This window comes from Primorskyibacter flagellatus (assembly GCF_048268605.1).
Taxonomy (GTDB): Bacteria; Pseudomonadota; Alphaproteobacteria; order Rhodobacterales; family Rhodobacteraceae; genus Primorskyibacter; species Primorskyibacter flagellatus.
The window spans coordinates 43,311-55,569 of record NZ_JBLWVF010000011.1; the positions used below are offsets into that span (position 1 = coordinate 43,311).

Genomic DNA, 12,259 nt, shown 5'->3' on the forward strand with positions numbered 1-12,259 from the left:
CGATATCCGACAGCACGTCGGGTCAAATCAATAAAGTCAGGTGCCCTGGCAGTGACATGCGTGGCGCCATGGGAGGACATGATGAAGAAAATTTCAGCAGGGCTCGCCGCCCTCGCGCTTGGCGTTGGCCTTGCGGCCGCGCCGGCCATCGCACAGGATAAGGGCACCATCGGAATTGCCATGCCGACAAAGTCGTCGGCGCGCTGGATTTCGGACGGCGAATCCATGGTCGAGCAGTTCGAGGCGGCCGGTTACACCGCTGATCTGCAATATGCCGAAGACGATATTCCGAACCAGTTGAACCAGATCGAGAACATGATCACCAAGGGCGTGGACGTTCTGGTGATCGCGGCGATCGACGGCACCACGCTGTCCAACGCGCTGGAGAACGCGCATTTCGCGGGCATCAAGACAATCGCCTATGACCGCCTGATCCGCGACAGCGAATATGTGGACTATTACGCCACCTTCGACAACTTCAAGGTGGGCGTGCTGCAGGCGACCAGCCTTGTGGACGGCATGAAAGAGCGTTTTCCGGACGTGAAACCCTGGAATGTCGAACTGTTCGGCGGATCGCCCGACGATAACAACGCCTATTTCTTCTATAATGGCGGCATGTCGGTTCTTCAGCCACTGATCGACGATGGCACGATCAACATCGTGTCAGGCCAGATGGGCATGGACACCGTAGGCACATTGCGCTGGGATGGCGCGGTCGCGCAGTCCCGCATGGATAACCTGCTGTCGGCGCATTACACCGATGCTGTCGTGCACGGCGTTCTCAGCCCCTATGACGGCCTGTCCATCGGGATCCTGTCGTCGCTGAAAGGCGTGGGCTATGGCTCTGGCGATCTGGCAATGCCCATCGTGTCCGGTCAGGATGCCGAATTGCAGTCGATCAAGTCGATCATTGCGGGCGAGCAATATTCGACCGTGTTCAAGGACACGCGCGAACTGGCCCGCGTGACCGTCGGGATGGTCGATGCGTTGTTGCAGGGTGGCGAGCCCGAGATCAACGACACCACCACCTATGACAACGGTGTCAAGGTCGTACCGTCCTACCTGCTGGAGCCGGTCTCGGTCGATGGGTCGAACTACGAAGCCATCGTGATCGATTCCGGGTATCACAGCAAAGACGATCTCTGATCCTTGCCAACACCCGCCTGCACGTCTGTGCGGGCGGGACGTGACGCATTGATCAGGCGATACCTTGGGAGGGGGAATTTTCGTGCAGACGCTGCTGGAAATGCGCAATATCACCAAGACCTTTCCGGGGGTCAAGGCGCTGGACGACGTCAATCTGAAAGTCACCGAGGGCGAGATTCACGCCTTGGTGGGCGAGAATGGCGCGGGCAAGTCCACGTTGATGAAAGTGCTGTCGGGCGTCTATCCCAAAGGCACCTATGACGGTGAAATTCACTATGATGGCCAGTTGGCCGGGTTCGCGGGTATCTCGGACAGTGAAAAGCTGGGCATCATCATCATCCACCAGGAGCTTGCGCTGGTGCCGTTGCTGTCGATTGCCGAGAACCTGTTTGTCGGCAACGAATGCGCGAAGGCAGGTGTCGTCAACTGGCACGAGACATTCCGGCGGACCGAAGGGTTGTTGAAAAAGGTCGGACTTAACGAACCTCCTGCGGCGCAGGTCGACAGCCTCGGCGTCGGCAAACAGCAATTGGTGGAGATTGCCAAGGCCCTGTCCAAGGACGTGCGGCTGCTGATCCTCGACGAGCCCACGGCGGCGTTGTCGGAATCCGACAGTCAGGCCCTGCTGGATTTGCTGCTGGAACTGAAGGCCCAGGGCGTCACCTCGATCGTGATCAGTCACAAGCTGAACGAGGTGCGGCGCATCGCCGACACGATCACGGTGATCCGCGACGGCGCGACAGTCTCGACGCTGGATGCGCGCAAGGAGCCGATTACAGAAGACCGCATCGTGCGCGATATGGTCGGTCGGGATATGTCGCAGCGCTATCCCGAACGGCCCCGCCGCGCCGGGGATATGCTGCTGGAGGTACGGGACTGGAACGTCTGGCATCCCGAGCATGCCGCGCGGCAGGTGATCCGGGACATCAACTTTCACGTCCGTGCGGGCGAGGTCGTCGGCATTGCCGGGCTGATGGGGGCCGGACGCACCGAACTGGCAATGAGCCTGTTTGGCAAAAGCTACGGTCGCAACATCTCGGGCAGTGTCGAGCTGCGCGGCAAGGCAATCGACACGTCAACGGTTGCGGCGGCCATCCGCAGCGGGCTGGCCTATGTGACCGAGGACCGCAAGGAACTGGGCTTGATCCTCGAAGAAAGCATCCAGCGCAATGTGACGCTGGCCAATCTGAGCGATGTGTCCAAGTCCGGCGTGATCAACGAGGCCGAAGAGACCAAGGTTGCCGAACGTTACCGCGCCGCCATGAACATCCGCACACCCAGCGTGTTTCAGAAGGTGATGAACCTGTCGGGCGGCAACCAGCAGAAGGTCGTTCTGTCCAAATGGCTGTTTGCCGGGCCGGAAGTGCTGATCCTGGATGAACCCACCCGCGGCATCGACGTTGGTGCCAAGTTCGAGATCTACGGCATCATCAACGAGTTGTCGGCCGAAGGAAAAGGCGTGCTGATGATCAGTTCCGAAATGCCGGAACTCTTGGGCATGTGCGACCGCATCTATGTCATGAACCAGGGCAGTTTTGTCGGCGAGCTAAGCGCCGATGACGCCAGCCAAGAGCGCATCATGTCGCTTATCGTTACCGAATAGGAAGGCCCGCGAAATGACTGACACCGCCTCGCAAGCCCGGAATGCCGACAAGGCCAAAAGCATCTCCGGCTATCTTGCCAGCCACCTGCGCGATTACGGCCTGCTCTTTGCGCTGATCGCGATCATGGTGTTTTTCCAGATCGTGACCGACGGCACGCTGCTGCGGCCCGTCAACATCACCAACCTGTTCCTTCAGAACAGCTATATCATCATCATGGCCCTGGGCATGCTGATTGTCATCGTGGGCGGCCATATCGACCTGAGCGTCGGATCGGTGATGGGGTTCGTCGGCGCGCTGGCGGCGGTGATGATCGTCAACTGGAACGTGCCGGTGGCCTTGACCATCCCGGCCTGTCTGGTGGTGGGCATCCTGATCGGCGCGGCGCAGGGTTACTGGGTGGCCTATTGGAAGATCCCCAGTTTCATCGTCACGCTTGCCGGGATGCTGGTGTTTCGCGGCCTGTCGCTGTGGCTGCTGGAGGGGCAATCCGTCGGTCCGTTCCCTAGGTCCTTCCAACTGCTGTCGACGGGGTTCATACCTGACGTCTTTGGCGTCGGGCGTCCCAATGTCACCGCATTGGCGGTCGGGATTGTTGCTGCCGCCGCGATTGTCTGGATGGTTCTGCGCAAGCGGGCGCGCAACAAGGCCTACGGGATCGAAGACGAACCCACCGCCTTTTTCCTCCTGCGCAACGCGATTGTCGCAGGCGCGCTGTTGTTCGTGATGTACAAGCTGTCGACCTTTCGCGGGTTGCCCAACGTGCTGGTTACCATGGGCATCCTGACGATCATCTATGCCTTCCTGACCGAACAGACCACGATCGGCCGCCGTATCTATGCGCTTGGCGGCAATGAAAAAGCGGCGAAACTGTCGGGCATTCCGACAGAACGGCTGACATTTCTGACCTTCGTGAACATGGGCATGCTGGCCGCACTGGCGGGGCTGATCTTTGCGGCACGGTTGAACACCGCAACGCCAAAGGCGGGTTTCGCGGTGGAACTGGACGTGATCGCGGCGGTGTTCATTGGCGGTGCGTCAATGTCGGGCGGCGTGGGCAAGATTGTCGGTGCGGTGGTCGGCGCGTTTATCATGGGTGTGATGAACAACGGCATGTCGATCATGGGGATCGGCATTGATTACCAGCAGGTGATCAAGGGGCTGGTGCTGCTGGCTGCTGTTATTTTCGACGTCTACAACAAGCAGAAACAGGGCTGAGAGCGACGGCAGGTTTGCGCTGTCCCCACGCCGGGACCCGGTTGGTGCCGTGAGATAAATTCAGGAGAGTAAGATGACCTTCAAGCCAGCCCAGTGGCCCCGCAAGATGCGCTCGCAAGAGTGGTATGGCGGCACCAGTCGCGACAATATCTACCATCGCGGCTGGTTGAAAAATCAGGGCTATCCCGACGATCTGTTCGACGGGCGGCCGGTGATCGGCATTCTCAATACATGGTCCGAACTGACGCCCTGCAACGGTCATCTGCGTGAATTGGCCGAAAAGGTGAAGGCAGGCGTGTGGGAGGCCGGGGGCTTTCCGCTGGAGGTGCCGGTCTTTTCGGCGTCCGAGAACACGTTCCGCCCCACCGCGATGATGTACCGAAACCTTGCCGCATTGGCGGTCGAGGAGACCATGCGCGCGCAGCCCATCGACGGGGCGGTGCTGCTGGTCGGCTGCGACAAGACCACGCCCTCGCTGATCATGGGCGCGGCCTCCACCGACCTGCCGTCGATTGTCGTCACCGGCGGGCCGATGTTGAACGGCTGGTTCCGGGGCGAGCGCGTCGGCAGCGGCACCGCGCTTTGGCAGATGTCCGAGGACATCAAGGCCGGCAAGATGAGCAAGGAAGATTTCCTTGAAGCCGAACAGGCGATGAGCCGGTCTTCGGGCACCTGCAACACGATGGGCACGGCCAGCACCATGGCGTCGATGGCCGAAGCTCTGGGCATGGCCTTGTCGGGGAATGCCGCAATCCCCGGTGTCGATGCGCGCCGCCGGGTGATGGCGCAGCAATCCGGGCGTCGCATCGTGCAGATGGTCAAGGACGATCTCAAACCATCCGATGTGATGACGCGCGACGCGTTCGAAAACGCGATCCGGGTCAATGGCGCGATTGGCGGGTCGACCAATGCGGTCATTCACCTGATGGCAATTGCCGGCCGCGTCGGGGTCGATCTGACACTGGAAGACTGGGACCGTCTGGGCCGTGACATTCCCACCATCGTCAACCTGATGCCGTCGGGCAAATACCTGATGGAGGAGTTTTTCTATGCGGGCGGTTTGCCGGTCGTGATCAAACGTCTGGGCGAGGCCGGGATGCTGCACAAAGAGGCGCTTACCGTGTCCGGGCTGGCCGTCTGGGACGAGGTCAAGGACGCCAGGAACTGGAATGAGGACGTGATCCTGCCCGCCGACAAGGCGCTTGCCCAACAAGGCGGCATCGCGGTGCTGCGCGGCAATCTGGCACCGCAAGGCGCGGTGCTGAAGCCCTCGGCCGCCAGCCCATCGCTGATGGCCCACCGGGGCCGCGCCGTCGTGTTTGAGGATATTGACGACTACAAGGCCAAGATTGTGCGCGACGATCTGGATATCGACGAGACCTGCGTGATGGTGCTGAAAAACTGCGGTCCGCGCGGCTATCCCGGCATGGCGGAGGTCGGCAATATGGGTCTTCCGCCCAAGGTTCTGAAGAAGGGGATCACTGATATGGTGCGCATCTCGGACGCGCGGATGTCTGGTACGGCCTATGGCACCGTGGTGCTGCACACCAGCCCCGAGGCGGCGCGCGGCGGTCCGCTTGCAGTCGTGCGCGATGGCGACATGATCGAGCTGGACGTGACCAACCGACGGCTGCATCTGGATATTCCAGAGGCCGAGTTGCAGGCCCGGCTGGACGCGTGGCAGCCAGAAGATACAAGGCCCGCCAGCGGGTATGCACAGATGTTCCACGACCATGTGCAAGGCGCCGAAACCGGGGCCGATTTTGATTTTCTCGTCGGAAATCGTGGATCCGCCGTGCCAAAGGATTCGCATTGATGCCCCATCAGATTGCCATTGTCGGCGTCGGCAAGATCGCCCGAGATCAGCATTTGCCTGCGATTTCTGCCAGCCCGGATTTCGACCTTGCCGCGACGGCCAGCCGCAACGCTCAGGTCGGGGGCGTGCCCGCGTATAATGATCTGGCCAGTCTGTTAGAGGCGCAGGACCACGTCAGCTGTGTGTCGCTCTGCACACCGCCGCAGGTCCGCTACGGGGATGCGCGTCTGGCACTGGAGGCGGGGCGTCATGTGATGCTGGAGAAACCGCCCGGCGCCACGCTGAGCGAGGTTCAGGACCTGATTGATCTTGCCGCAGCCAAGGGGCTTACGCTTTATGCGACATGGCATTCCCGGCACGCGGCGGCGGTTGCAGAAGCGAAGGCATGGCTTGCGGACAAAGCCATTCACAAGCTGGATATTCAGTGGAAAGAGGACGTGCGTTATTGGCATCCGGGGCAGGACTGGATCTGGCAAGCGGGCGGTCTGGGCGTGTTCGATCCCGGCATCAATGCACTGTCGGTGCTGACCGAGATCTATCCGCGCGCGCTGCACCTGTCGGGGGCAGAGCTTCGGTTCCCGGAAAACCGCGACACGCCTGTCGCCGCCGATCTGACGTTCTATGATGCGGGGGGCGCGCAGGTCACTGCCGCGTTCGACTGGCTGCATGCCGGGCCGCCCTGCTGGGACATTCATATCGAGACCGATGCAGGGACCGCTCTTCTGTCAGAGGGCGGGGTCACGTTTGCCATTGGCGGCAATCCGACACAGATCGGGGCAGAGATGCCGGGCGAATACCCGTCGCTTTATGCGCGATTTGCCGATCTCATCGCTGCTGGCCAAAGCGAGGCCGACCTCTCGCCGATGCGGCATGTGGCCGATGCTTTTACCCTCGGCCGACGGACGGTGGTGGCACCGTTTGAATGGTAAAACGCTGTGTTGTGGCCTTCCCTTTGATTGCCGACTTGGCAAAGGGCAGGCCGTAAATCACACCATGTCGGGACGCTCGCGCGGGGCGGGCCGCGCCCAGGGTTCCGCGCCTTGGGCGTTGACGAAGACCCGGTAGACCGATGTCGTGGCCGTGATGAACATCCGGTGGCCGTCATGGCCGCCAAAGCACAGGTTGGCGACGGTTTCGGGGACAAGGATCTTGCCCAGCAGGGTTCCGTCCGGCGCAAAGCAATGAACGCCATCCTTGGCCGATGACCACAGGTTTCCACCTGTGTCGACTCGAAACCCGTCTGGCAACCCGCAATCCAACGTGGCGAACACGCCGCGATCCACAAGCGTTGCGCCGTCCACATCAAATTGCCGGATCACGGCCGGAACGCTGTCATCATGACTCGACCCGCTCTCGCTGATATAAAGCCGCGTTTCGTCACAGGAAAAGGCAAGGCCGTTGGGCTGGGTGAAGTCAGACACCACTGCGCTTACCACGCCGCTGTCCGGGTCGCGGCGGAAAACGTGCCGGGCTGTCTGCTCGGGCGGTGCCTCATACCCTTCGAAATTCGACAGGATCCCGTAGGTCGGGTCGGTAAACCAAACGGCACCGTCGGATGAGACCACCACATCATTCGGCGAATTCAGCGGCTTACCCTCAAACCTGTCGGCGAGCACGGTCAGCGATCCGTCAATTTCCGTGCGCACCACATCGCGCGTGCCGTGACGGCATCCGATCAGGCGGCCTTGCCTATCACGGGTGTTGCCGTTGTTGAACTCCGAGTTCGCGCGAAAGACAGTGGTGCCCTCTGTTTCGCTCCACCGCATCAGCCTTTGCGATGGAATGTCCGAGAATAGAAGGCAGTTGTGATCGCCGAACCAGGCCGGCCCCTCGGTCCAGGTGAACCCGGTCGCGATCTGCTCCAGCTGCGACACCGGATGGATAAGATGTGCAAAGCGGTCGTCATACGCTTCGAGATGCGGGGGCAGGGGTATCATGTGCGGATCCTCCGGGTGCTGGCGGCAACGACAATGCCGATGATAATAAGGCCGGTCAGCATCATGCGCACACCGGCACCCAGCCCGTATGAGTTGAGCATCGAGACCACCAAGAACATGAATAGCGACGCGCCCCAGACGCCGGGGACGTTTGAAAACCCGCCGGCAATCGAGGTACCACCGATGACGACAACCGCGATGGAGGTCAGCAGATATTCCTGCCCCATGTTAAGCGCGGCCCCGCCCGAAAAGCTGGCCAGCAAATAGCCCGCGATGGAGGCGAAGACCGCCACGGTGACATAGGTCGTGGCGCGCACCAGCTCGACCGGGATGCCGGCAAGCCGTGCCGCGCGCAGGTTCTGCCCCGAGGCCAGAAGCCAACGGCCGAAGGTCGCGCGCTCCAGCACCAGCCAGACGATGATCGACAGGACAATGCCCACCAGGGCCACGTTTGGAATGCCGACCGTGCGTCCTGTTGCGAAATCGGCCAGCCCCGCTGGCGGTTTGACCCGCAGGCCCCGGTTGGACCAGATCGCGATGGATTGAAACACCAGCGATGCCGACAAGGTCGCGATGATAGGGGGCAGACGCAGCAAGTAGATCAGTGCAAAGTTTGCCAGCCCCGCCCCGACGCCTGCCGCGATTGCGATCAGCAAGCCAAGCGCGGCGGTGTTCGGGTCCGATCCCATCGCCTTGAGCGAAAGCGTGCCGGCCAGCGTCATAACTGCCGGAATGGACAAGTCCACATTGCCGGGGCCAAGCGTTATCACCAGCATCTGGCCAAGCCCTACAATCGCGGCGAATGCGCCAAAGGACAGGGCGGCATAGGCCAGCTCGCCAGCGCCGCGCCCCTGCGTCAGCGCCATGACCATGACAAAGGCAGCTGCGGCGGCGACCCATGACCAGATCCACGGGCGTGAAATAACAGTGCTCAACATCCGGGTCATCCTTCCTGTCCGTCGCGGCGGGTAAAGATCAGCCGTGCTGTCAGCACGAGGATCAGAATGGCACCCTGCGCGCCGATCTGCCAATCCGGGCTAAGCCGCAGGAACGACAGAAACGATGCCGCCAGCGCCAGCGTCAGCGCGCCGATCACGGCACCCACCGGGCTGACCTTGCCGCCGATGAATTCGCCACCGCCCAGAATGACGCCCGCAATGGACAACAGCGTGTAGCGCAGCGCGATATTGGCATCCGCCGACGTTGTCAGCCCAACCAGTGCCATGCCCGCAAGCACGCCGAACAAACCGGCCAACGCATAGGCCAACGCCTTGAGGCGCAGCACCGGCCAGCCAGCCCGCGCCACGGATGCGGCATTGCCACCGACGCCACGCAGGACAGTGCCGATGCCGGTCCGGATGATCAGGAAATGGGTCACGGCGGCAATCAGAACGGCCGCCACAACCGCCATTGGAACAAGCGGCGGCTTGACCGTCATCAGGCTGCGGATCCACGGCGGCGCGGTCCCGCCGGGCGAGGGCAGGATGCTGAGCGCAAGGCCGCCCCAGACAAAGGACATGCCCAGCGTCACCACGATGGCGGGCAGTTCGAACCTGTGGATCAGGACGCCAAGCCCGGCATAGGCGGCGATCAAACCTGCCAGTATCAACACGCCCAAGACCGGCGTGTCATGTAGAAAGGTTGCTGTCACGCAGGCGACAAGGCTGACAAACGCGCCCAGTGACAGATCAATATCATTGACCATGATGATCATCATCTGCGCAACGGTCGCCAGCGCGATCGGAACGGCGAGATTGAACAGCAAGTTGACGCCGAAATAGCTCATGGCCCGCGGTTGCATGTAGAAGGTCGCCGCAAGCAGAACCGCCAGCGACAGGATCGGCAGCAGGATACGGTGGCGCGCGAACAGACGGGTCATGCGTCCACCCCTTGCATTTCAAACGAGGCTTCCAAGATGCGGTCTTCGGTAATGTCCGCGCCGGTCAACTCGGCCGAGATCGCCTCGTCGCGGAACACGAACACCCGGTCGCATTGGCAGACTTCATCCGTCTCTGTGGAATACCACAGGAAGGTGCGGCCCTTGGCGGCCTCGGATCGGATCATGGCGTAGACATCCTGCTTGGTTCCCACATCCACGCCGCGCATGGGGTCGTCCATGACGACCACCGGCGCTTTTGAGGCCAGCGCGCGGGCGAACAGAACCTTTTGCTGATTGCCGCCCGACAGGGACAGGATATTGTTGGTCACGTCGGCGGTGCGGATGCCGATGCGCGCTTTCCATTCGGCGGCAATGCGGGTTTCGGCGGCGCGGTCGACAATGCCCCGACGCGCGATCTGCGGCAGGATCGACACGGTTGCGTTGCGCAGGATCGACCAGAGCGGCAGAATACCGTCGCGTCCGCGATCTCCTGCGACAAACACCATGTTCGAGCCTTTTCCGGCGCGCCAAGACGACGTGTGTTCAAAATAAAGCTGTGCGAGCGCCTCGGCCTGACCGTGACCTGCAAGCCCCGCAAGTCCCACGACCTCGCCCTTGCTGGCGGTCAGCCCGGTTTTGCTGTTCAGAATGTCCGCGCCGAATGCCGGGCGGGAGGTGGCAGCCTTTTCGGCCTCGGGCCCGGCGACATGACCCATCGCCTCGACCAGCGAGGCGCGGGTGAAGTCTGCAGTCGGGTGGGAAGCAACGATCTTGCCGTCCTTCATCACCACGATGGTCGAGGCGACATCGAAAATCTCGCCCATCATATGTGAGATAAACAGCACCGCGCCGCCTTGGGCGCAAAACTGCCGGATATGGGCCAGCAACTGTTCCGCAATGGCGGCATCCAGGGAAGAGGTCGGCTCGTCCAGAATGACCAGCCGGGCCTGCGTGCCGCGCGGGGCGAAACCGATGGCGATTTCAACCATTTGACGTTCAGCGATGGTCAGGCGGTCCACGGTGATATTCGGGTCGATGCCGTGATCGGGGAAAACGGTATCGAGGCTTTTGAGGATCTCGGCATGCGCCCTTGTGCGCCAGCCAAAACCGGTCAGATCGGCATGCGAAATGCGCAGGTTTTCGGCAACGGTCAGATTGGGGCAGAGCGACAGTTCCTGAAACACGGACCGCACGCCAGCCTCCAAAGCGCGCGGCGCGCCTGTGGCCGGGAAGCTCACCGTGCCTGCCGAAGGCATCAGCCCGCCATTCACCAGATTGACCAGCGTGGATTTGCCCGCGCCATTATGGCCGACCAGCCCGATGCATTCGCCCGGAACGATCGACATACTCACACCGTCAAGCGCCCTGACCGCACCGAAGTGTTTTTCGGCATTGGTCAGGGCGACAAGGGGTGTGCCGGTAACTTTGGCACTGTTCATTTCAGATTACATCGCTCCGGCGATAACGCCCTTGGCATCGTCGAGGCTGTAGTCAGTCGTTGCAACCGACCCTTCGGGCGTAGAGGCAAGCGTTTCCTCAAGGGTGTCTTGCGTCACTTTGAGGAACGGCACGTTCAGATCCTTGGGCACTTCGGCACCGTCAAGAACCTGTTGCGCAACCCAGAAGGCCAGCGATGCAACGCCCGGTGCAATTGAGACCGAAAGGGTTTCATAGCCGTTCTCGGCGTGCTGCTCTGCCCACCAGGCCATTTCGTCCTGCCGGTTGCCCAGAACGATCAGCGGCGTGTCGCGACCCGCGGCGGCAAATGCCTGCGCCGTGCCGTAGCCGTCGCCACCCTGCGTGGCAACACCGACGATTTCGGGCAGCGATGGCAGAATACCGGCAACCGCCTTTTGCGCCACGTCCTGCGCCCAGTCACCATGCACCGAGCCGACAATCTCGAATTGCGGGTTTTCCTCGACACCTTTGTGGATGCCGGCCGAGATTTCGTCATCGACAAACACGCCAGCAAGGCCGCGCAGTTCAAGCAGGTTGCCACCATCGGGGATGCGGCTTGCGAGGTATTCAACCTGCAAACGGCCCATTTCAGCGAAATCGACAGCGATCCGCCATGCGCAAGGCTCTGTCACGATCCCGTCGAAGGACACGACGGTCAGGCCCGCATCGCAGGCTTCCTTGATGGCACCGTTCAGCGCCGTGGGCGATGCGGCATTCACCACGATGGCGTCATAGCCCTGAAGGATCATGTTCTGGATCTGCGCGGCCTGTTCGGTCGCCTGGTTTTCAGATGTGGTGAACGCGTCCGCCGCCGCGACGGTCCCGGACGACACGGCAGAGGCAGAGACGTCTTCCCAGGATTGCAACATCGCCTGACGCCAGGAATTGCCGGCATAGTTGTTGGACAGGGCGATGCGTTTGTCGGATGTATCGGCAAATACGGCGGGCGCAGCCATGGCGATGGCCGCCGCGCTCAGCAGCAGTGATTTCATTTTGGGTCTCCTCCCGGTCAAGGCGCGATCATTAGTGCCGCGCGCGTCTTAAGCGTGCAGCCTTCCTCTGGGCTGACCACTTCGGCACATGCTCGCGATGCGGTGACCTCATGTAAAGCGCACAAGCCGCAAACCTTTTGCGGGTTCCCGCAAATTAGCTGCGGGCATTCCGGTTCTCAGCTGCCGTGATCCGCGCTAGGCTGGTCCAAGGG

General features: G+C 61.6%; 10 protein-coding genes. 5 read left to right on the forward strand and 5 right to left on the reverse strand.

What is annotated here, in order from left to right:
* The first annotated feature begins 81 nt into the window (after nucleotides 1–81).
* The 5 genes from chvE to ACN0WV_RS12900 all read left to right on the forward strand — a co-directional run bounded on the left by chvE (nucleotide 82) and on the right by ACN0WV_RS12900 (nucleotide 6,710).
* Complete coding sequence (gene chvE / locus ACN0WV_RS12880; RefSeq protein ID WP_084353969.1) at nucleotides 82–1,146, forward strand: multiple monosaccharide ABC transporter substrate-binding protein; 1,065 nt, start codon at nucleotides 82–84, stop codon at nucleotides 1,144–1,146.
* 82 nt (nucleotides 1,147–1,228) lie between these two features.
* Entirely contained in the window at nucleotides 1,229–2,749 is a 1,521-nt protein-coding gene (gene mmsA / locus ACN0WV_RS12885) for a multiple monosaccharide ABC transporter ATP-binding protein (RefSeq protein WP_417606285.1), read from the forward strand.
* Nucleotides 2,750–2,762: 13 nt separating this feature from the next.
* Nucleotides 2,763–3,965, forward strand: a complete 1,203-nt coding sequence (mmsB, locus tag ACN0WV_RS12890) for a multiple monosaccharide ABC transporter permease (RefSeq protein ID WP_417606287.1) — start codon at nucleotides 2,763–2,765, stop codon at nucleotides 3,963–3,965.
* A gap of 73 nt (nucleotides 3,966–4,038) precedes the next feature.
* A complete protein-coding gene (gene araD / locus ACN0WV_RS12895) occupies nucleotides 4,039–5,781 on the forward strand; it encodes an L-arabinonate dehydratase (protein ID WP_417606288.1) in 1,743 nt (580 codons plus the stop codon).
* Nucleotides 5,781–6,710, forward strand: coding sequence for a Gfo/Idh/MocA family protein (locus ACN0WV_RS12900; RefSeq protein WP_417606290.1), 930 nt, complete (start codon nucleotides 5,781–5,783; stop codon nucleotides 6,708–6,710). Before araD ends, ACN0WV_RS12900 begins: the two co-directional genes overlap by 1 nt.
* Nucleotides 6,711–6,767: 57 nt before the next feature.
* Here ACN0WV_RS12900 and ACN0WV_RS12905 read toward each other — a convergent pair whose 3' ends face one another.
* Genes ACN0WV_RS12905 through ACN0WV_RS12925 form a run of 5 tightly spaced genes read right to left on the reverse strand, consistent with a single transcriptional unit; the run spans nucleotide 6,768 to nucleotide 12,047 of the window.
* Nucleotides 6,768–7,718 carry an SMP-30/gluconolactonase/LRE family protein gene (locus ACN0WV_RS12905; protein ID WP_417606292.1) on the reverse strand — a complete coding sequence of 317 codons (951 nt, stop codon included), beginning with the start codon at nucleotides 7,716–7,718 and terminating at the stop codon, nucleotides 6,768–6,770.
* Nucleotides 7,715–8,656 carry an ABC transporter permease gene (locus ACN0WV_RS12910; protein ID WP_417606294.1) on the reverse strand — a complete coding sequence of 314 codons (942 nt, stop codon included), beginning with the start codon at nucleotides 8,654–8,656 and terminating at the stop codon, nucleotides 7,715–7,717. Before ACN0WV_RS12910 ends, ACN0WV_RS12905 begins: the two co-directional genes overlap by 4 nt.
* Before the next feature lie 5 nt (nucleotides 8,657–8,661).
* Nucleotides 8,662–9,597 carry an ABC transporter permease gene (locus ACN0WV_RS12915; RefSeq protein ID WP_417606295.1) on the reverse strand — a complete coding sequence of 312 codons (936 nt, stop codon included), beginning with the start codon at nucleotides 9,595–9,597 and terminating at the stop codon, nucleotides 8,662–8,664.
* Complete coding sequence (locus ACN0WV_RS12920) at nucleotides 9,594–11,036, reverse strand: sugar ABC transporter ATP-binding protein (protein ID WP_417606297.1); 1,443 nt, start codon at nucleotides 11,034–11,036, stop codon at nucleotides 9,594–9,596. The genes ACN0WV_RS12915 and ACN0WV_RS12920 overlap by 4 nt, the downstream gene beginning before the upstream one ends.
* A gap of 6 nt (nucleotides 11,037–11,042) precedes the next feature.
* Nucleotides 11,043–12,047 carry an ABC transporter substrate-binding protein gene (locus ACN0WV_RS12925; RefSeq protein WP_084353976.1) on the reverse strand — a complete coding sequence of 335 codons (1,005 nt, stop codon included), beginning with the start codon at nucleotides 12,045–12,047 and terminating at the stop codon, nucleotides 11,043–11,045.
* Nucleotides 12,048–12,259 lie beyond the last annotated feature (212 nt).